This is a genomic window from Nocardia brasiliensis NBRC 14402 (genome assembly GCF_000308475.2).
Lineage (GTDB): Bacteria > Actinomycetota > Actinomycetes > Mycobacteriales > Mycobacteriaceae > Nocardia > Nocardia brasiliensis.
In genome coordinates this window covers 76,190-95,683 of the sequence record NZ_BAFT02000004.1, presented here as the reverse complement: position 1 = coordinate 95,683, position 19,494 = coordinate 76,190, and the positions used below count along the sequence as shown (strand labels likewise).

19 protein-coding genes are annotated in these 19,494 nt (G+C 65.2%); 5 read left to right on the top strand and 14 right to left on the bottom strand.

The window, feature by feature from the left end; genetic code table 11:
• Positions 1-289 precede the first annotated feature (289 nt).
• A complete protein-coding gene (locus TY25_RS00990; RefSeq protein ID WP_042253349.1) occupies positions 290-1,192 on the bottom strand; it encodes a LysR family transcriptional regulator in 903 nt (300 codons plus the stop codon).
• A 193-nt stretch (positions 1,193-1,385) separates the two neighbouring features.
• Between TY25_RS00990 and TY25_RS00985 the strand changes: the two genes are divergently transcribed.
• Positions 1,386-2,948 carry a flavin-containing monooxygenase gene (locus TY25_RS00985; RefSeq protein WP_042253370.1) on the top strand — a complete coding sequence of 521 codons (1,563 nt, stop codon included), beginning with the start codon at positions 1,386-1,388 and terminating at the stop codon, positions 2,946-2,948.
• Between the two features lie 779 nt (positions 2,949-3,727).
• Here TY25_RS00985 and TY25_RS42330 read toward each other — a convergent pair.
• On the bottom strand, positions 3,728-5,617 hold the full coding sequence (locus tag TY25_RS42330) for a hypothetical protein (protein ID WP_146154159.1): 1,890 nt from the start codon (positions 5,615-5,617) through the stop codon (positions 3,728-3,730).
• 143 nt (positions 5,618-5,760) lie between these two features.
• Between TY25_RS42330 and TY25_RS00965 the strand changes: the two genes are divergently transcribed.
• On the top strand, positions 5,761-8,100 hold the full coding sequence (locus TY25_RS00965) for an SEL1-like repeat protein (protein WP_146154160.1): 2,340 nt from the start codon (positions 5,761-5,763) through the stop codon (positions 8,098-8,100).
• Positions 8,101-9,649: 1,549 nt separating this feature from the next.
• Entirely contained in the window at positions 9,650-10,075 is a 426-nt protein-coding gene (locus TY25_RS43150; protein ID WP_052382722.1) for a GNAT family N-acetyltransferase, read from the top strand.
• On the opposite strand, the gene TY25_RS00955 is transcribed toward TY25_RS43150, so the two are convergent.
• Genes TY25_RS00955 through TY25_RS44390 form a run of 4 tightly spaced genes read right to left on the bottom strand, consistent with a single transcriptional unit; the run spans position 10,072 to position 11,934 of the window.
• Positions 10,072-10,587, bottom strand: coding sequence for a hypothetical protein (locus TY25_RS00955; RefSeq protein WP_042253344.1), 516 nt, complete (start codon positions 10,585-10,587; stop codon positions 10,072-10,074). The two genes, TY25_RS43150 and TY25_RS00955, sit on opposite strands and share 4 nt — an antisense overlap.
• A 51-nt stretch (positions 10,588-10,638) precedes the next feature.
• A complete protein-coding gene (locus TY25_RS00950; RefSeq protein WP_042253343.1) occupies positions 10,639-11,142 on the bottom strand; it encodes a hypothetical protein in 504 nt (167 codons plus the stop codon).
• The gene (locus TY25_RS00945; RefSeq protein WP_042253342.1) at positions 11,124-11,756 is read right to left on the bottom strand and encodes a hypothetical protein; all 633 of its coding nucleotides are present in this window, start codon (positions 11,754-11,756) and stop codon (positions 11,124-11,126) included. Before TY25_RS00945 ends, TY25_RS00950 begins: the two co-directional genes overlap by 19 nt.
• A 52-nt stretch (positions 11,757-11,808) precedes the next feature.
• Positions 11,809-11,934 carry a hypothetical protein gene (locus TY25_RS44390; RefSeq protein WP_256656766.1) on the bottom strand — a complete coding sequence of 42 codons (126 nt, stop codon included), beginning with the start codon at positions 11,932-11,934 and terminating at the stop codon, positions 11,809-11,811.
• Here TY25_RS44390 and TY25_RS44600 point away from each other — a divergent pair.
• Positions 11,895-12,428 carry an alpha/beta fold hydrolase gene (locus tag TY25_RS44600; protein WP_201773614.1) on the top strand — a complete coding sequence of 178 codons (534 nt, stop codon included), beginning with the start codon at positions 11,895-11,897 and terminating at the stop codon, positions 12,426-12,428. The two genes, TY25_RS44390 and TY25_RS44600, sit on opposite strands and share 40 nt — an antisense overlap.
• A gap of 196 nt (positions 12,429-12,624) precedes the next feature.
• Here TY25_RS44600 and TY25_RS00935 read toward each other — a convergent pair whose 3' ends face one another.
• The 6 genes from TY25_RS00935 to TY25_RS00910 all read right to left on the bottom strand — a co-directional run bounded on the left by TY25_RS00935 (position 12,625) and on the right by TY25_RS00910 (position 17,926).
• A complete protein-coding gene (locus tag TY25_RS00935) occupies positions 12,625-13,041 on the bottom strand; it encodes an arsenate-mycothiol transferase ArsC (protein WP_042253340.1) in 417 nt (138 codons plus the stop codon).
• A complete protein-coding gene (gene arsB, locus TY25_RS00930; protein WP_042253339.1) occupies positions 13,038-14,132 on the bottom strand; it encodes an ACR3 family arsenite efflux transporter in 1,095 nt (364 codons plus the stop codon). The genes TY25_RS00935 and arsB overlap by 4 nt, the downstream gene beginning before the upstream one ends.
• Positions 14,129-14,506 carry an ArsR/SmtB family transcription factor gene (locus tag TY25_RS00925; protein ID WP_042253338.1) on the bottom strand — a complete coding sequence of 126 codons (378 nt, stop codon included), beginning with the start codon at positions 14,504-14,506 and terminating at the stop codon, positions 14,129-14,131. Before TY25_RS00925 ends, arsB begins: the two co-directional genes overlap by 4 nt.
• Before the next feature lie 71 nt (positions 14,507-14,577).
• On the bottom strand, positions 14,578-15,507 hold the full coding sequence (gene arsM / locus TY25_RS00920) for an arsenite methyltransferase (protein ID WP_042253337.1): 930 nt from the start codon (positions 15,505-15,507) through the stop codon (positions 14,578-14,580).
• Complete coding sequence (locus TY25_RS00915; protein ID WP_042253336.1) at positions 15,504-16,589, bottom strand: flavin-containing monooxygenase; 1,086 nt, start codon at positions 16,587-16,589, stop codon at positions 15,504-15,506. The genes arsM and TY25_RS00915 overlap by 4 nt, the downstream gene beginning before the upstream one ends.
• Positions 16,586-17,926 (bottom strand): FAD-dependent oxidoreductase, encoded by a 1,341-nt coding sequence (locus tag TY25_RS00910; protein ID WP_081868603.1) that lies wholly within the window; start codon positions 17,924-17,926, stop codon positions 16,586-16,588. Before TY25_RS00910 ends, TY25_RS00915 begins: the two co-directional genes overlap by 4 nt.
• 100 nt (positions 17,927-18,026) lie before the next feature.
• On the opposite strand from TY25_RS00910, the gene TY25_RS00905 reads away from it, so the two are divergent.
• Positions 18,027-18,884: a helix-turn-helix domain-containing GNAT family N-acetyltransferase gene (locus TY25_RS00905; RefSeq protein ID WP_042253367.1), complete on the top strand. Its 858-nt coding sequence runs from the start codon at positions 18,027-18,029 to the stop codon at positions 18,882-18,884.
• A gap of 6 nt (positions 18,885-18,890) precedes the next feature.
• On the opposite strand, the gene TY25_RS43145 is transcribed toward TY25_RS00905, so the two are convergent.
• Both TY25_RS43145 and TY25_RS00895 read right to left on the bottom strand, forming a co-directional pair.
• Positions 18,891-19,070, bottom strand: coding sequence for a hypothetical protein (locus tag TY25_RS43145; RefSeq protein WP_042253335.1), 180 nt, complete (start codon positions 19,068-19,070; stop codon positions 18,891-18,893).
• A 48-nt stretch (positions 19,071-19,118) separates the two neighbouring features.
• Complete coding sequence (locus tag TY25_RS00895) at positions 19,119-19,484, bottom strand: hypothetical protein (protein ID WP_226887204.1); 366 nt, start codon at positions 19,482-19,484, stop codon at positions 19,119-19,121.
• Positions 19,485-19,494 lie beyond the last annotated feature (10 nt).

Genomic DNA, 19,494 nt, shown 5'->3' with positions numbered 1-19,494 from the left:
GACGACTTCCATGACAAGGCCGAGATCACAGAGCACCGACACAGGACATTGCCGGACCGGGACCCCGGTCCTGCATCCGGTGGAACGTAGCAGCCGGTTGACACGGTCACGGACGGCGCCGGAGTCCGTGTCGCATGCCGGAGTCGGGAGGCTGAGCATGCCATGTTGAACTGCGAAGTGCCTCCTCGCGGGGACCCCTGCAGACCTGGACACCCCGTAGTATCCCTTGCAGGGCAGGCGCTTTCGCGTATTTCAGCGCGGGATCGACGTCAGCCTGCGGGACACTCGGCTAGTAGCTCGCGTCGGTCAGCAGGGCCTGGGCGGACCGGCGAAACGCGGCCACCAGGTGTGCGCTATCCCTGGCGCGGGTGGCGAGCACGACCTGCGATGGCTCGACCCCGTGCAGCGGGATGGAGGTCAGGTCCGGCCGGGTGCCCTCGCCGTGCAACCCGGCGGGCAGGATGGCGACCACCTGCCCGGAGGCGATCAGTTCGAATACGTCCTCGATGTGGCTGACCAGCGGCCCGTCGGGTGCCGGCGTGCCGTCGGGGCGGGGGTCGACGCGCCAGAACGAGTCCCACTCGGCAGCGGGCAATTTCGGCATCGGCTCGGTCGCGATGTCGTCGAGGGTGACTGATTCCCGGTCGGCCAGCCGGTGGAACCGGGCGACGAGCAGCACACGGGGCTCGTGGTGCAGGACGGTGACGCGCAGTCCGTCGGTGGCGAACGGCAGCCGTGTCACGACAGCGTCCACGCGGTGGCCGAACAGTGCCGTCCGCACCTCCGCCAACTCCAGGTGCAGGGTGTGTACCTCGGCCTCGGGGTGGTGGTGGCGCAGGTGTCGTACCGCCGGAGTAATGATCAGCCCGCGGGTATGGCCGACGGTGAGCTGATTCGGCACTGCGGCCGCACGGGCGTCCGCCGCGGCCATTGCGGCGACCGCCAGCAACTGCCTGGCGTGGGGCAGAAACGCGGCCCCGGCGGGGGTCAGGCGGGTGCCCTGCCGGTCGCGGTCGAGCAGCCGAGCTCCGACACGCTGCTCGAGGGTCCGGATCTGACGGCTCAGGGTCGGCTGGGTGATGTGCAGCAGTGCCGCAGCACGGGCGAAGTGCTGCTGCTCGGCGACCACCGTGAAGTAGCGGACCAGTCGGAGGTCGAACTCGGCCGACGGTACCGCGTTGGCTGTGTCCACAACACCGCAAGATAGCCGACTCACGGCCGTGATGCCTGGAACGCATCACGGGATGCGAAACAAGCTTTGGACGCGCCCCCTGAGCAGCGTGGAGTGTGTGTACAGACGAGGAGGACACCATGCGCCCGAGCTGCGTCGACGGACTCCCGCATGCACGAAAGCCGTTTTGCCAGAACAGATGTGGAGTAAAGCCATGACTGAGTACCACGAGACCATCGTTGTCGGTGGGGGTTTCGGCGGAATCTGTGCTGCCCACGGCCTCCTGGAGGAGGGCCGGGGCGACTTCGTCATCCTCGAGCGTGCCGGAGAACTGGGTGGGGTGTGGCGGGACAACCGCTACCCCAATGCTGCCTGCGACGTCCCGGCACATTTCTACAGCCTCTCGTTCGCGCCGAACCCGACGTGGACGCGCAGCTACGCGCCGTGGGACGAGATCCTGGCCTACATCAACAAAGTGGCCGACGATCTGGGAGTCCGGGACCGCATCCGGTTCCACACCACTCTGGTGTCGGCGAATTGGGACGAGCTCGCCGGTGTGTGGAACCTGCGTACCGCTGTGGGAACGTCGCTGTCGTGCCGGTTCCTGGTCATGGCAAGTGGTTCACTCAGCACCCCTCGCGTTCCTGATCTTCCGGGGCGCGAGACGTTTCGCGGCGAGGTGATCCACACGGCGGATTGGGATGAACGAGTCTCCCTGGAAGGCCGGCGGGTGGTGGTCGTCGGTGCGAGCGCCAGTGCCGCGCAGGTTCTCCCGTATGCCGTCGACGTGGCCGAGAGCGTGCTGGCGGTGATCCGCACCCCGCCCTATGTGATGCCGAAGGACGAACAGTTCTACGACGTCGAGGCGCAGGCACGGTTCCGGGACGAACCGGAGCGGATGGCAGTTATCCGTGCAGACGCCGAACACCGGTTCAACGTCGAGGCGGACACACAGGCGGTCATGGACGAGGCCCAGCTCGCCGAAATCGAAGGACAGTGGCGGGACTACATGGAGTCGGAGATCGGCGATGCCGCCCTGCGTAACCTCCTGACACCGTCGTACCGGTTCGGTTGTCGCCGGCCGGTCATCTCCAGCACGTTCTACCCCGCCCTTGCCGACCGCAGAACCACCGTCTGGTCGGCCGGGATCTCGTCTATGACCGCGACCGGCGTCGTGGCCGACGACGGGCGCGAATGGGACGCCGACGTAGTCGTTCTCGCGACCGGCTTCATCGCGACCGACATGTACGCCGGGATAGAGTTCTACGGTGAATCCGCGCGGTCACTGAAGGCGGATGCGTGGCGCGAAGCGCCACACGCGTACAAGGGCACCGTCGTCGCGGGGTTCCCCAACCTCTTCCTCGTGACCGGTCCGCACACCCAGGCGAGTGGGTCCATCATCGCGGTCATCGAGGCGCAGATGAAGATGATCATGCAGTACATTCAGCTCGTCGACGAGAGCGGCGCCGTCTCCGTCCAGCCGTCGCCGAGGGCTCAGCAGAGCTTCAACGACTGGGTCGACAGCGCAATGGCGGACTCCGTCTGGGAGGCCGGCGGGTGCCACAGTTGGTATCGCCTGGGCATGGCGGGCAAGGTCGTGACCAAATGGCCCGGAAGCCTCGCAAGCTTCCAGAAAATGACCAGCACGGTCGACCTGGGAGATCTCGTGCTGAAGTTCGGCCAGCCCGGGGCCCCGGCCCTGGTGGCCTCGTCTGTCGCGGCTGCGCCGGTCGCTGTCGAAGCGGGACACTCGTCGACCTGCCATGACTTGGGGTGAAGGAACGACCCGCCGGGTCCGCCACCATGGGTCATCTGGCCCGGGTAGGCCAGCCGCGTCCAGGTAGCGCGTCAGGTAGAACTGGGCCGCCGGCGATACGGGCACTGGCTGACACAGCCGGATGCCCCTGGAGATCACGTATACGGCTACCGGCCCCGACCGTGACCGTGAGCAACTCGCTGGCTCGCGCGCCGATGAACACGTAGCACAGCAACAGCGCCCGGTTCCGATCGCAGGACATCGCCGCGAGCAACTCACTCACATCGCATCGGGAATCGCCCGCGGCGTCGCGTCGGCCACCCGCTGGCGCAGGCGTGCCCACCGGAACTGTGGCTTCGCCTCAATCGGACTGCGGTGTGCCGACGCCACCCGGCGCGACCGCGAGGACGGCACGGGATTGACCAGCGGGCCGCGCCCGCGCGCTTCGCCCCGGCTCGCCGGTCCCGATGCCACACCACGGACCCCTGCTCGGGTTCGTCAATCCTGATGCCGTGCCCAATGGCCTCCTCCCCGTCCCATCGACAACCAGCGCGAGACTCGTTGCTGAATGCGATGCCGAGTGTGATCCACGCTGGCGCAGAGTGGGCCGGAAGGGCTGATCGGCTGCGCCCTCTCGTCGAGCTGACCCATGGTTAACCGCATGTTGATCAAGGAGTTGCATGAGCGACTATTGCTCGCGATGTAACCGCCCTACTTCCTCCGCTCTCGGCGGTGACAGTCGAGCATGGACACGCCTGATTGGCGCTGCCTGGTCGACCTACTGCTTCTTCCTGGTCGACCTACTGCTTCTTCGGCTTCCCCTTGCGTTTTCGGGGTTTAGATTTGGTTTTGCGTGCCCTCTTGGGCTTTCGAACGCTGATGGACTTATCGAGCCAGGAAATCTTCCCGTTTCCGGTTGTTGCTGTCAGTCCCGCGCACAGCCATATAATTGCTGGCATCAGATCTATGTCGAAGAGGTCATGTAGATCATTGAGCGTGAAATTGGTCGAACGTTTGCCGAGATGTTCCTCCAGTTTGGATACATTGGCAGTGCTCCAGAAAATCGTGGCGATAGCTGCTGCTGCTCCGCAGACTTCGGACCCGCCATGTTCCTTATCGAGCCAATTCACTGCCTCCCGCAGGTCCCATTCCGAGACCCCTCTGCGCTTGAGGTGGTTCAGCCAAGCGATTGGGGTTAGAATCAACAATTCAACCAAGGATGGGCCAAAGTCGGAGTCAGACTCATCAGCATCGACCACATGTTGAATGAATCTCCGAGGCGCCTGCCAGTCGGCGGATCCGTCAAGTATCCCTTGGATAATTTGCCTCAATACAAGGGACGTCGACTCGAGCGGACTCATGTCTTGCAGTCTCAGTTGGAAGTCGACGGCTTCATAGAAGGCTTCTCGCTCGTCTTGACTGAAAAGCTCTTCATTATCTTCGGTTACAAGGTAGCCGACTTCCTTCGCGGCGAGGACGAAGGCGGAAATTCTTCGATCAGTTGTGTTGTCGGCTATGGATTGCCAGATATCGGACAGGGCGGTCTCTGATATGGGTGTCGGCATAGCTTGGTCTGGATCGAAGAGTACGGGATCATCTGGGTTTGGATCACGGCCGAATTTTTCGCGAAAACTATCCTCCAGAGCTCGGAGGGCCTCCTTCAGGTCTGGATCTACCCGAACTGTGCGTCCGAATCTCGTTCTAACTTGTTTGTGCCCGAACTCGAAAGCAAGCGGTATGAAATCGGTTCCGGGCTCGCTGTGCCATCGTCGAGACTCTGGATCGACAACAGCTGTGAATTGAGGAAGTGCATATAGGTGCCCCAAAGTCGCCGTGGGCTCGATGCCTTGTTCAGCGGCGAACATGATGGCGTCGACGACTGCTGTCAACGGGGCGCTGTCATCGAGGCCTAGAGCCCATGCGCCGGCACGATCACTCAACTCATCGATCGGTTCTTCGTCAGAAGCGGTGAGTGACACGAACAAAGCCACCAGGAGCACCCAGCTTTCGGCGTGTACGGGGAGTCCAGCGAGTTCAAGGAGGTAGAGGCCATCGCGAATGTACTCGGCGCAAGTGTTGTCTCCTGCGGAGGACGGACCGAGATTGCCCATGAACCGGACTGCCTGTTGGTGAGCATGCTCCGAAGCGGTCGGCAATGTGTAGTCGGCCATTGGACCACCGCGCACGAACCGTGCATCGGCGAGTGCGTTCTCCAGTCGGAGGTCCTCCGGTATCTCGAGTTTGTCCAGTCCGCCGTCGTTCAGGGACGCACACAAAGCCAACAGTATGGAGCCGTCGTCGATTGGCAATCCATGGAGGTTGGTGAGTCGCACGGCCGCGTCGATCAGGTATTGGATGCCGGCCCAGAGGGGAGTGTCGCGGATCAGGTGCAGCCAGGCTGTTCGTGCATTGCCGAACTCGTCCGGACCGCTGAATACTTTCGGATACGCACACCCGAGGACGATCAGGTCGAGCGGGTCCGTCTCGTGAAACCACGAAGGTCCATCGTCGTGGATCTGAGCTACTCCGACGGCTGCATAGCCGGCTGCGTAGGCACCGGCGAAGCTGCTCTGGGCCGACGGATCGAACAGGAGTTTGGTCAGTGCCTTCTCCGCGGCGCCCAGATCCAGCGTGGACGCAGGACGGTCGGGTGCCGCGTGCTCGGTGCGTTCTCGACGTGACTTACCCACTGGCAAACCCCCTTGTCGAACTGGCTGAATCGTGGCGGAGACGCAGCTATCGTATTCCGAACAGAGACTGTGGAAGTCGGAGCTTTGGAATCGGCCTGAGGGGTTGGGAAGTGCCGGGTTCGGGTGATGGTGTAGTCCACGATGTGGTCGGAAACGATGCCAGCGGGATCGTGTATGGCTCAGTGGTTCAAACCGGCAATGTCGCCGGGTCGATCAACGTTGTCAGCGAGGGGCCGAAAGCTGCCGCCTATCTGGCAAATCCGGACAATTGGCCGTTGGTCAGAGACTGGGATGCTGTTCAGGCCGGTGTACTTCGATCTCGCCCTGGACCTGGTGATGACGGCGTCCCGCCCTACGTCCACCGTGATGTCGATGACCAGTTGTCTTCGAGGATGGAAGCCGTTCGGGACGGAGGCGGCATGGTCTATCTGGTAGGCAGCTCGGCTGCTGGGAAGACAAGGGCCGCGTACGAGGCGATGCTCGCAACTATGCCGGATTTTTGTGTCGCGGCGCCTGTCGTCGGATCGGATCTTCCGATCGTACTGGAAGCGGTACTCCGGTCCGGTGTTCGTTGTGTGTTGTGGCTCGATGATCTCGAAAGGTTTCTGGGGCCAGGGGAATTGGACCCCGTCATGCTTGCGGCCTGCATCCGACAGCGGGTCCCGATCGTCGGGACGATCCGTACGCCGCAGTTCGAGCTGTTCAACCAGAGCTCTCGCAATTCAGTGGATTCATCGCTCGGGCAGCGTGCGAATATCGGGGCACGGGTGCTCGCCATGGTGGACCCGATCATGTTGCCGAGAGTCTGGAGCCCGGCCGAACTCGAGCGGGCAGTTGCCCAGAACGATGAACGCATCGCCGAGGCGGTCGAGTGTCATCGCCACTATGGCATAGCCGAATACCTCGCGGCAGGTCCCGCGATTTGGTCCGAATGGCGGCGAGCTTTCGATGTCGGTGGTCGGCCCCGAGGAGCGGCCTTGGTATCCGCGGCCGTTGACCTGGAACGCGCCGGGCTACCTGGGCCCTATCCGCGGTCCTTGCTCGTTGGTCTGCATGAGACGTATCTGGAGGATCAGGGCGGTTCGCTCCTTCGTGCGGAGCCACTGCCAGAGGCCTTCGCATGGGCCTGCGAAACGAGGCTGGGGGTCACGAGCCCGCTGTTGCCGGTTCAGGAAGACCGGTGGTCGGTATTCCAGTACCTCGTGGACCGAATTGAGCAGCTGTCCACTCGCCCCCCTGTCAAGGATTTGGTGTGGCAACGGGTGGAGCAGTATGTAACAACGGATCACGACGCAATGGGTGTCGCTATTCGCGCGGCAGAAGCCGCGACAGCGGTATCGCTTCGAGTTGCCGAGGCGATCTGGCGAAGCAGAATCACCCATTCGTCGATTGATCTCGCCGCCATTGCCGCATACAACCTCGGTGTTCTCATGTTGGAGACCGAACGCCCAGATGAGGCGCGCGCGTTGTTTCTTCAGTCTGCCGAAGCAGGGGAACCCGGGGCTGCTTTCAACCTCAGTGTGTTGATGGGCGAAGACGGTGAAGAGGCGGAGGCGCGCCAGTGGTGTCGCGCAGCAGCGGAGGCGGGACATCCTGAGGCGTGTTTCAGGCTCGGTTTCGACTTGGAACAGTCGGGCTTGATCGAAGAGGCCGAGTCTTGGTACCGCCGCGGTGCGGAGACAGGTGAACATCGCTGTGCCACCAACCTGGGCAACATCATGAGTACCACTGGCCGCCGCGACGAGGCACAGATCTGGTACTCCCGCGCGAATGAGCTCGGGGATTTCTACGCGGCATTCAATATCGGTCTGTTCCATCATGATTCGGGTCGCCTCGAGCTCGCCGTGCACTGGTACGAACTCGCATACGAACAAGGCTCTGCCGAGGCCGCTTTGAACCTCGGTGTGCTGCGGAACAACGCTGGTGATCTGGTCGAAGCCGAGAAGTGGTATCGCAATGCCGCAGAAAAGGGATTGGCTGGGGCCGCGTTCAACGTGGGGAATTTGTTTGCCCGCGCGGGGGCGAACGAGGAAGCCGAAGCCTGGTACCGCCGCGCGGCAACTGATGGCCATTCGCCCTCGATGCGCATGCTCAGCCGGCTCTCATACGAGGCTGGTCGGATTCCGGACGCTATCGCGCAACTGGAACAAGCAGTGGCTCTTGGTGATTGCGATGCGGCCATGGAACTGGCCGAGATACTGTTCGAACTGGAACGGTACGATGAAGCGATAGAACCGCTGACGATGGCGGCTGAACGTGGCGACCGTGATGCAGTCTTCAACCTTGCGGCCGCGTTCGCCCACACCGGCAACACCGACCAGGCTCAGCGGTGGCTCCGGCAAGCGGCGGAAGTCGGCGACATCGAGGCGGTGACCTCACTAGCTCAACTGCTGTTCCAGGTCGGCCGTGTCGCCTCCGCGATGTGGTGGGTTAGACGCGCTCGTGTGCTGCGATCGCGCGAGGCCTCGACCCCTGCTGCTTAGTTGAAGGTGATGTCGCCGTGGACCTGACCGGTTTGAATAACGTTCCCGCTCACCGCTCCCGAGATCTCGTTGGTCACCATGGCTCCCTCGGCGGTAGCTCGAGGCGGCTTGGTCGAAGTCTCTGCCGAGACTGCGCGATCTATCGTCAAGCGGCGCTCCCAGTCACGGACAGTAGGAGCCGACTCGCCAGCCCACCGGGCCAAAACCCTTCCGACGGCGACCAACCGGTCCATGTCCCTGGGCAGTGACGCTCCGGTCGACCACGAGCTGATCGTCTGGGTTGGGACTCCAGATTGATCAGCAAGCTGCTTCTGCGAGATGTTCTGGCTGGAGGAATCGTCGCATGACGCGTGGTTCACCGCTTGGTCCCACAGGCGTGCAAGTTCGGATAACACAGTGGAGTCGATGTGCGGTCCCTCTGTCGGACGGAAATTTCGGACCATCGACTATCCCTTCGATGTCGTGTCGGATCCCAGTCGGATCGGCTGGAAATGGCGCTGACCAGCAGGATAGCTTTCGATCGAAAGCCGGATCCGAATTCGGTTCCACAGCCCGTGATTCGACCCACCAATTGGTGAGGTCAGGTCGCTAGCAGGCGGCCTCGCAGTGACGTGAGAGGTTAGCCATGAACCTGTTGTATGCAGCCGTTTCTCAGACCGCGCTGGTGGGCAGCTATGCCGGAGGGCTGTACGCCGTTACAACCATGTCGATAGCCTTCGTGGCTACGCTTTCGCGCGATCGCGGACGCCGGACCGACGCGCGCAGAATTCTGGAGATCTTGCTCCGGCGAACCGATGAGTAAGCTATCGGTGGTTGCGCGCCTGTCTTCTAGAAGCGAGCTGGCGCTGGACCGGTACCGTGAGCGATGGGTTGGTCTGAGGTCGAAGACCCGTGCTGTTCGTAGTTCGTCGGGGGCACGGTTCGGTTGCTCTCATGCGACCTCTACAACCCGCTCGGGTGCTTTGCCTCCGGACCCTTCCCGTTGTCGACCTGCCCGGGATCGTCTCCGTCCGTGAACTTGCGCGCTTCGTCAGTCCGACACCGAGGCGGAGGGCGACGGGTTGAGCGATCCGGCTCGGTATGAGTCCGAACGGTCATTGGTTGCGCGTCGCGTGTTGCGACCGGCGCTTGCGTCTGCGGGCGTCCCTGGTCTGGTGGGATGACAGGATGGCCTGCGACAGATCGAACGGCACCGGTGTGGAAGGGGCGATGATGGGTGCGGGGGAGGTGGTCCTCGATTCCGGTGGAATCCTGCTCGCATACTTCGAACGAGACGAGCGCGACGGCACGCCGTGGGCTGATGAATTGGTTTGTGCACCAGGAGTTTCGGGCTATGCTGCGGCACCCACTGTCGCCCGGGCGCTCGAGGGGTGGGGCGCTACTGCCGAAGGTTCTTTCGGGCGCGCTCTTGTTGAGGCGGGGGCTAAGTGCCTGCGTACCTTTCACACCTACACGTTGCCCTTGGTTTCCCGCCAACCTGACGCAGTTGCCGCCAGGCCTGCGCGCTATACCCGCTGACCGAATTCGGCCCGCTGCCTTACATGAAACGTTGTCGGCCGCCTATCCTCCAGGCCATCCCGACCACAACGAAGACGCGTTCGAAGCTCTCGACGGACTGTACGACGGGACGCTCATGGGTCCGCTGCACCTGTGCAGCACCGTCGCCTGGGATGGTCACCGGACGGTCGCCGCGGTACTCGTCCAGGACACCGAGGGGCGGCCGCCGCAGGGCGGCCCGTGGATCTCGGAAGCCTTCCGATATCCCGGAACCCGGTACGCCGGGCTGGGCGCGCTTCTGCTGCGATGCGTGATTTCTCGCGCGGGCGACGCGGGTCTGACAGCTTTGGGCCTGTCGGTCACCGACTCAAACCCTGCCAAGGCTGTCTACGAGCGGCTCGGTTTCCACCGCACGGCCACCTGGGCGGACCTCGAATTTCCGGCCCCGGCGACCAAGTCCGTGGACGTGCCCGGCTAGTTGCCCGGAAGCGACTTCACTCCGATGGGCTGGGGCGACCGGTCGAGGAATGCGGCGAGTTCGTCGAGCACCTGCTGCGCGGGCAGGAAAACACAGGCGCCGGGGCCGATGATCTCGGCTGCTACGGGGAGCAGGGTTCGGTAGGCGTCGGCGGCGATGTCGCGTGCGCCGACGTGCATGGCAGCCAGCCCGAGGAGGGCGATGTCGAGTTCGTAGGTGGCGTCCAGTGGGGGTAGCGGGGCGGTAGGCAGGAGGTGCCGGGCGCGGTCGTGTTCCCCGGCCAGGGCGAGGGTGAGCGCGAACCGTGGCGCCGAGGCCGGCCAGGCGGGATATTCCCGCAGCAGTTCCGGCAGGAATTCCGCTGCCCGGCCTGCTCGGTAAGCCCGGCACCAGTCGATGGTCACCATCAGCTTGTCCGCGCGCTGAACGCCGGCCCTTTCCAGCGCCTGCGCGCCGGACTGATAGGCCGCGCTCACCTCAGCGTCGGGTGCGTCGGCCAGTTCGAGCAGCATCGCCCGATGCCAGAGCACCCGGGCCGCGCTGGGCGGATGGTCATAGCGGCGTTAGTGTCTGGCCAGCTCGTCGATCGCCGCTGCCACAGCGGTCAGGTCACCGCGTCGCTCGGTGGTGTAGATCTGCCACAGCAGGCCGAGCCGTTCGGACGCGACAAGGTGATGTGTCCTGGCCAGCTCGACCAGTTCGGCAGCTACCGCAGCGCGTTCGCCGAGCTTGCCGGGGACACAGAAGGCTTGGGTGTGGGCCGCGATCTGTACCTCGACGCGGGCTTCCGGTGAGAGTTCGATGCGCTCGGCGATGGCCATCGCGTCCGCGGCGGCCTGCCGCCCGCGCTCGGACGGGTCGCCGTAGTACTTGCCGGCGAGTTTCGTCAGCAGCAGTGCACGTAATTCGCTGTCGCCCTCGGGCAATGCGCGCAGGTGCTGTTCCAAGAACTCGATTATCCGCTGCAGGTGCGCGCGGTTGTGCGGGTTGACGCGCCGTTCGGCCAGTAGTGGGTTGGCCGGATCTGCGGACACCATGATCCGGGCGGTCAGTGCGGGATCGCCCACGGCCCCAACGGTTCCACCGCCGCGGCCTGCAACTCCCGCATCGCTTCTCGATTGCCGAGGTAGGCATGCGCCTCGATCAATTCCGCGACCAAGGTCAGCCGTTCGTGCGTGGTGCCGCCGAATCGGTCCAGCAGGGTCACGGCGGCGCTGCGCAGGCGTTCGGCCTCGGTAGGCGAATCGGGCGGCGGCCTCGTCGGCTGCTGTGCGCGCGTAACGGATGGCGGTCGCGGCGGATTCCGCGTCGGTGCGTGTAGGTGATGGCGGGCCAGTGCCGCAATGTTGTTGGGCTGCAAGCGTTCCAGCGCCGCGGCGGCATGCCGGTGCCACATCGCCCGGCGCGGGGTGGAGATCCCGGCGTAGACGGCCTCGTGCATCAGGGCGTGTGTGAAGCGCACGGTGCCGTCGACGGCGCCGCCGTCGAGAGTCCCTGCGGCCAATCCCATTTCGGTGCCCGCCACGACCGCCTCGTAGTCAGGTTCGGCTCCCGTCCCACGGTCTCCGGCGAGCGCGGACGTCGGGCGCTGCAGGACCGGCGAACCGAACGCGACCAGCGACGCCGGGAACGACACGAGCAGCATCGCGCCGATCGGGCGCTGCGCTGCGTAACGCAGCACCGGAACCGGTGAGTCACACCACCCTGCTTCCACTTGCCGAATCCACAGCAGTTCAATTCATTTCAGCAAGAGGAGAAACATCATGAGCAAGTCCACCGTCGTCCTGGTGCACGGCGCGTTCGCCGATGCCTACAGCACTTGGCACACCATCGCCGGTGTGCTCATCCAGCGCGGTCACCCGTCATCGCCGCCGCCAACCCGCTGCGCGGCCTGCACCACGACGCCGAGTACCTGCGCACCCTCCTGGCCACGACCCCCGGCCCGATCACCCTGGTAGGTCACTCCTACGGCGGTGCGGTCATCTCCGAAGCCGCCACCGGTCTCGACCACATCACCGCGTTGGTCTACATCGCGGCGTTCGCCCCCGACGAGGGCGAATCCGCCGGCCAACTCGACGAGAAGTTCGGCGGCCGTGCCCAACAGATCTCCCAGGCCCGTCCGCTGCCCGGCCCGGCTCCGCTGAACGGCCGCCGCACATCGAACTCAGCATCGTCGCGGCCCACTACCGCGACGCCTTCGCCCCTGACACCGACCCCGAGACCGCTGCGGTCCTGGCCGCCACCCAACGTCCTCTCGCGCTGGCCGCGATGCTCGAACCGGCCGGGCCCCGGCTTGGAAGACGCTGCCCAGCTACTTCGCCGTCTCTACCCGCGACCAAATGATTCCCACTGACGGACAGCGCTACATGGCCGAGCGCATGAGCCACCACCATCGATCTCGACGCGGGCCACGCGTCGCCCCTCAGTCACCCCCACCCCCTTGTCGATCTGATCTCCACCGCCTCCGTCTGACCCACCGTCGTCTCCGTCCGTGTGGCTCGGCAGCCACCTGGACGGACACTGTTGTGCGGCTTTCGAATTGGTCGTGGCTATGCGGGGGTGGTGAGTTCGGTGAGCAGGGCCTGGACGCGGGAGGCGATGTCGTCGCGGATCAGCCGCATACGTTCCATGCCTTCGATGCCGCGTCGGGAGGGTTCGTCGGTGTCCCAGTTGATGATTCGCACACCGTCCACGGGGTCCAGGTGTGCTTGGCGGCCGAGGGTGACGACCAGCCCGACCCTGCGCAGCAGGCGGGGGTCGATAGGTTTGGGCGACTCGGCGCTGATGTCGATGCCGAGTTCGAGCAGCGACTGCACCGACAGCTCGTTGAGCGAGCCCGCGGGTTCGGTTCCTGCGGAATGGATCTCGATGCGGCCGTGCGCGACGTGGCGCATCAGCCCGGCGGCCATCTGTGATTTGCCGCTGTTGCGCACGCACACGAACAGGACGGCAGGTGTCGTGGTCATCGCTGTACCTCGGCGGTGAATCCGGAGTTGTCGGGTTGGAAGCGTTTACGCAGGGCTAGAGAGACATAGACCAGCCCGACGAGGACCGGGACTTCGATCAGTGGTCCGACGACGCCGGCGAGGGCTTGGCCGGAAGTGGCGCCGTAGGTGGCGATCGCGACGGCGATGGCGAGTTCGAAGTTGTTGCCCGCGGCGGTGAACGCGAGGGTGGTGGTGCGTTCGTAGCCGAGACCCATGAGCGCGCCGAAGGCGTAACCGCCGCCCCACATGATCGCGAAGTAGGCCAGCAGCGGGATCGCGATGCGCACGACGTCGAGGGGTTGGGCGGTGATCTGTTTGCCTTGCAGCGCAAACAGAATCACGATGGTGAACAGCAGCCCGTAGAGCGCCCACGGTCCGATGCGCGGTAGCAGTGTCGATTCGTACCAGTCCCGGCCTTTGGCGCGTTCGCCGAGGCGGCGGGTGAGATATCCGGCGAGCAAGGGGATGCCGAGGAAGATCAGCACCGATTTCCCGATCTGCCACGGTGAGGTGTCGATGGTGGTCTGCTCCAGGCCGAGCCAGCCGGGCAGCACCGAGAGGTAGAACCAGCCCAGCGCAGCGAACATGATCACCTGGAAGATCGAGTTCAACGCGACCAGCACGGCGGCGGCTTCGCGGTCTCCGCAGGCCAGGTCGTTCCAGATGATGACCATGGCGATGCAGCGGGCCAGCCCGACGATGATCAGTCCGGTCCGGTATTCGGGTAGATCCGGTAGCAGCAGCCAGGCCAGGGCGAACATCAGGGCCGGGCCGAGGATCCAGTTCAATGCCAGCGAACCGATCAGGAGTTTGCGGTCGCCGGTGACGGTGTCGAGGCGGTCGTAGCGGACCTTCGCCAGCACCGGATACATCATGATCAGCAGTCCGAGCGCGATGGGCAGGGAGATACCGTCGATCTCGACCGCGCTCAGGGCGTTACCGAGGCCGGGGATCAGACGACCCAGGGCGAGCCCGGCGAGCATGGCCGCGCCGATCCACACCGGCAGGAACCGGTCCAGCGTGGAGAGCTTGGCGACGACGGCGGGCTGCTCGGTGGCGGTGCTGCTCACGCGTTCACCGTCTGTCCGGCCTCGGTGGCCAGGACCTGCGAGAGATGGTGCAGCGCTTGGGGAACCACGCGGTAGTACACCCACGAGGCGCGCCGTTCGCTGGTCAGCAACCCGGCTTCACGCAGCACCTTGAGGTGATGGGAGATGGTGGGTTGGGTGACGTCGATGCCTTCGGATACGTCACAGACGCACGCTTCGCCGCCCGCGCGTGACGCGATGGCTGAGAGCACCCGCAACCGCACCGGGTCGGCGAGTGCCTTGAACTGCGCGGCCAATTCGATCACTTCGGCGGCGGCCAACGGCTGGCGGGACACGGGTGTGGCCTCACACGAAGGTGAGGCCACCACCGTCAGCGGCAACTCCGACTTAGACATACATCGATATTGACGAATGTCTAAGCCGGAGGCAAGCGAACGGACGGTGAACTTGCCCACCGCCGGACCGGTCAGCCGCAGCAGCTCGCGCCGGAGTCGAGCGCGTCCTTCTTGGCTCGGCTGCCGCAGCAGGCGCCCTCGGCAGCTGCTTCGGCGGCGGTGCCGCAGCAGGGTTGCGCTTGTGTGCCGTTCTCGGCCGTGGTGGCGGCAGGGGGTTTGGTGGCGCGGATGATCGCTGAGTGCAGGCCGTCGCCGATCTGGTGGGTGGTGGTGATCTCGATATCGGTGAACCCTGCGGCGGTGAGGCCGTCACGGTATTCGGTGAACGACAAGGCTCCGGCGATACAGGCGACATGGTCTCCGCGTTCGGCGCGCTGAGCCGGTGTCAGGGAGTCCTCGGCGACGACGTCGCTGACGCCGAATCGGCCGCCGGGGCGCAGCACCCGATGCGCTTCGGCGAAAACGGCGGATTTGTCGGTCGACAGGTTGATGACGCAGTTGGAGATGATCACGTCCACCGTCGCCGCCGGGAGCGGCACGGATTCGATGGTGCCTTCGAGGAATTCGGCGTTCTGGACTCCTGCCTCGCGCGCGTTCGCATTCGCCAACGCGAGCATTTCCGCGGTCATGTCCAGCCCATAAGCTTTGCCGGTCGGGCCGACGCGCCGCGCCGACAGCAGCACATCGATGCCGCCGCCGGAACCGAGATCCAGCACCGTGTCGCCGGGATGCAGGTCCGCGACCAGCACCGGGTTGCCGCAGCCGAGGCTGGCGGCTACGGCGTCGGCGGGCAACTGGTTGCGCTCGCGGGCGGTGTAGAGCCGCGATCCGAAGCGATCCTCGCTGGTTTCGACGGGGCCCGAACAGCAGGAGGTCGTTTCGCTGCTCGGCGCGCAACAACTCGTGGCCGTAGTGGTGGCGGTCTGGTCCAGGACCGCACGAGCCGCGGCGGCATAGTGGGCACGGACCTGCTCGCGGGTGGTCGTATCGTCGGTGCTCATCGTGTTCTCTCCTTGTTGTGCAGCGGTGTAACGGATTCGAGGTGATGCAGGCGTCGCGCCAGGTGTGCGGCGTCTCGCCCGACGCCGCGCAACGAGTTCGACGAGGGGCTGCGCTGCCATTCCAGACCGAGGTAACCGAGCCCGGGATGGGTGGTGGACACGCCCTGGCGGTGGCGAGGTGTGCCGGTGTCGGTGAGAGCGCCGATTGCCGCGAGGTAGGGGTAGCGCGGGGTGTAGCCGGTCGCGAATATCACCGTGTCGACTCGTGTGCGAGCACCGTCAGGCCACACCACCGAGTCGGTGTCCAAAGCGGTGAACATCGGTGCGGTGGCGGGTTTTCCGGCGGCCAGAGCGGCGCGGTAGCGGCCGGTGTCCCGGACCGGTTGAGTGGGTGGGGTGCGTAGCAGCAGCCCGATCGGTGCGGCGTCGAAGCCGGTGACGGTGAACCAGAAATGCACGTCCCGGCCCAAAGGCCGCTGGTTCAGGAACTTCACCGGTGCGCGGCTGGCCAGACTCACCTCGGTATATCCGGCGAGTTCCACGGCGATCTGGACTGCGGAGTTCCCGGCACCGACCACCACGACCCGCTGCCCCTGGAATTCGTCGGGTGCGCGATAGGCGCCGACGTGCAGGATCGTGCCGGTGAAGCCGTCTTGACCGTCGATGACGGGTAGGCGCGGGGAGCCGAAGCTGCCGGTCGCCGCGATCAGGCGCGGCGCAGTGAAGGTTTCTCCGGTCGCGGTGTGGGCGATGAACCGGCCCTCGTCATGGGTGACGAGCTCAACCCGTGCACCGGTGTGGATGTCTGCGTCGAGGGTGGTGGCGTAGCGGCGCAGATAGTCGACGACTTCGTCACGGTGCGGGTAGTGGCCAGGGTCGCCAGGAAACGGAAGTCCTGGCAGGGCACTGTATTTCGCCGGTGAGAACAGGGTGAGGCTGTCGTAGTAACGCGGCCAGGACCCGACGGGTTCGTCCCCGGCCTCCAACAGTCCGACGCTCATTCCGCGATGGCGCAGACGATGTGTTGCGGTGAGGCCGGATTGGCCGGCGCCGATGACCAGGGCATCGTAATGGCTTGTCATGCGGAGTACTTCGGTGTCTGCGTTGTCGGCTGTGGCACGCCGGCGGTGAGTACTACGAGCGGGGCGACGCCGGTCTCGGGCTCATCGAAAACGCCTGTACCACCGCAGACTCCGGTGTCGGGCAAACTCAGCTCTACTCGCGCCGCCGACTCGTGATCACCGGCGAGTTCAGCGGCGATACTGCGGACCTGCTCATAGCCGGTCAACGCGAGAAAGGTCGGGGCGCGACCGTAGCTTTTCATCCCAACCAGGTAGAAGCCTGGTTCAGGGTGCGAAAGTTCTTTCACGCCATGCGGATACACCGTCCCGCAGGAATGCGCGTTGGGATCGATCAGTGGAGCCAGCTGCACCGGAGCCTCGAGTACCGGATCCAGGTGCAAGCGGATCTGCGAGAGCCAGGACAGGTCGGGCCGGAATCCGGTCAGCGCCACTACCCGGTCCACGCCCTCGAGCCGGGTCCCGGCTTCGGAGATCAGCACGAGCTGCCCTTCGGCGGCGGTTTCGACTGCGGCGGTACGGAATCCGGTCACGGCTTCCAGCAGGCCGTCGTCCATGGCAGCCTTGGCGCGCAGCCCGAGCGCGCCGCGGGCGGGCAGCTGGTCGGCCTCGCCGCCGCCGAAAGCATTCCCGACCTCGCCACGGCGGAGTACCCAGCTGATCCGGGTGCCGGGTGCGCCTTTCGCCAAGCCTGCCAAAGCCACGATCGCACTCAGCGCCGAGTGCCCGCTGCCTGCGATCACGGTGTGCTTGCCGGCGTGGCGGGCGCGCACGGTTTCTTCGTCGAGGTCGGGAACCCGGTAGGAAATCTGCTCGGCCGCAGCGGTTTCCCCGAGCGTGGCCAGCCCGTCGCCGCCGAGGGGATTGGGTGAGCCGAACGTGCCCGAGGCGTCGATCACCGCACGTGCCGGCACCCGCTGCTGACGTCCGTCGGCATGGCGCACACGCACCGACAGCGGCTCGCTGTCGCGTCCGGCGTCCACGACCCGGTCCCGGCCGCGTCGCGCCACACCCACCACCTCGACACCCAGGTGCACCACGTCGTCGCCGAGTGCCTTGGCCAGCGGGATCAGGTAGTCGCCGGACCATTGCTGCCCGGTCGGGAAGGAACCCTCTTGCGGGGCGACCCATCCGGTCGACTCGAGCAGGCGGCGTGCGGCCGGGGCGATCAGCTCACTCCATCGCGAGAAGAGTCGCACGTGATTCCATTCGGCGACCGCCGCCCCCGCGCTCTGGCCGCGTTCGAACACCAGCGTGGTCAGTCCGCGTTCACGTAATTCGGCAGCCGCAGCCAGGCCGATCGGCCCGGCCCCCACCACGACCACAGGCAGCTCGTTCATCGCACATCCTTTCATCGATGCTCATCGATTGAAGCTGCTCGAACTGTATCGACAGTCATCGATTAAAGCAACCATTGATGAACGTCGATATAGTGTGTTCATGACGTCGCTGGATATGCCGGTCTTGCGCACCGACGACCGTGTGCACATGCTCCCGGTCGCCGAAGCCACCACCTACGCGAGCTGGTTCGCCTGCCTGGCCGACCCCACGCGCGTCCGGCTGCTGCACCACGTCGCCGGCCGCCCGGCCGGCATCACCGTCGGTGACCTCGCCGAAGCCCTCGGCGTCGGACAACCCACCGTGTCCCACCACGTCCGCAAGCTCGTCGACGTCGGATTCGTCAACATCCACAAAGATCGCACCAGCACCGTCGTCACCGTCAACCCCGCCTGCTGCACCGGCCTGCCCCACGCCGCCGACGCCGTCATGGGAGTCCTGCCGCCCCAACCGTGTTGCCCCGCCGACATCCCCGACGACGTCACCGTGCGCGCCATGACCGATACCGATTGGGATGCCGTGCGGCGCATCTACGGCGAGGGAATCGCCACCCGCAACGCCACTTTCGACACCGAGGTCCCCACCCGCGCCGACCTCGACGCCACCTGGCTGACCGAACACCGGTGGGTCGCCGAGATCGACGGGCGACTTGTCGGCTGGGCCGCGCTGGCCCCGGTCTCGACTCGCGACTGCTACCGCGGCATCGCCGAAACCTCGGTCTACGTCGCCGCCGGAATGCGAGGACGTGGTGTCGGCAAAGCCCTGGTCCGGACCCAGGTCATCGCCGCCGACCAAGCAGGTCTGTGGACCTTGCAGACCTCGATCTTCCCGGAGAACCGCGCCGGTATCGCCCTGCACCACTCCGCCGGCTTTCGCACCCTCGGCGTGCGCGAACGCATCGCCCAACTCGACGGACAGTGGCGCGACACCGTCTTCCTCGAGCGCCGCAGCGCTGCGTGAGTTTGTTCAACGGCTCGGGTTGGACCAGAACAAATCGTGGGCGCACCGGGCGACTCGGCGCTCGAATTGCTCTATGGTGATGCGCTTTTCGTCGTATCCATACAGCAGTAGCGGCCAACGCTGCGCTGCCTCCAGCACGATCTCGGCGGCCAGCCATTCCGCCGCTGTGGTGGCCGGGCTGTGCAAGCCCCCATTTGTCGGTCGCGGCAGTGCAATCCGCTTGCCGCGGAGAAGTCAGGGGGAGGGACTCCGCAAAGCGACGGCCGCACACACGGTGGCCAGCACCCAGACGGCCGGCCCCACGATCGCGCCGATCAGGTCGACGTAACCGGGTGCCGCGAGCAGCAGGAGGAAGGCCAGATCGACCACCCCGAGTACGACGGCGTTGAGCCAGAAGCCCAGGCGACTGTTGACCCGGTTCATGGTCACCGCGACGAAGATGGCCTGCGCGCCGAGCGTGGTCACACAAATGAAGTACAGCAGGCCCTCGGCGGCCGATTCGGTACCGGGCACACCGTCGGCGAGGTCGCCGATCACCATGGACAAGCCGAGCCCCATATGCAGCACGCCCCACACGACATACAGCACAGTAGCGGTCATCGACCACCGG

What these genes read in the sequence shown, in the direction of transcription:
- TY25_RS00905 (WP_042253367.1), top strand. Translation starts at nt 18,027, where the DNA reads ATGACGTCGCTGGATATGCCGGTCTTGCGCACCGACGACCGTGTGCAC.
- TY25_RS00925 (WP_042253338.1), bottom strand. Translation starts at nt 14,506, where the DNA reads ATGTCTAAGTCGGAGTTGCCGCTGACGGTGGTGGCCTCACCTTCGTGT.
- TY25_RS00910 (WP_081868603.1), bottom strand. Translation starts at nt 17,926, where the DNA reads ATGAACGAGCTGCCTGTGGTCGTGGTGGGGGCCGGGCCGATCGGCCTG.
- TY25_RS00985 (WP_042253370.1), top strand. Translation starts at nt 1,386, where the DNA reads ATGACTGAGTACCACGAGACCATCGTTGTCGGTGGGGGTTTCGGCGGA.
- TY25_RS00935 (WP_042253340.1), bottom strand. Translation starts at nt 13,041, where the DNA reads ATGACCACGACACCTGCCGTCCTGTTCGTGTGCGTGCGCAACAGCGGC.
- TY25_RS00915 (WP_042253336.1), bottom strand. Translation starts at nt 16,589, where the DNA reads ATGACAAGCCATTACGATGCCCTGGTCATCGGCGCCGGCCAATCCGGC.
- TY25_RS00895 (WP_226887204.1), bottom strand. Translation starts at nt 19,484, where the DNA reads ATGACCGCTACTGTGCTGTATGTCGTGTGGGGCGTGCTGCATATGGGG.
- TY25_RS00955 (WP_042253344.1), bottom strand. Translation starts at nt 10,587, where the DNA reads ATGCTGCTCGAACTGGCCGACGCACCCGACGCTGAGGTGAGCGCGGCC.
- arsM (WP_042253337.1), bottom strand. Translation starts at nt 15,507, where the DNA reads ATGAGCACCGACGATACGACCACCCGCGAGCAGGTCCGTGCCCACTAT.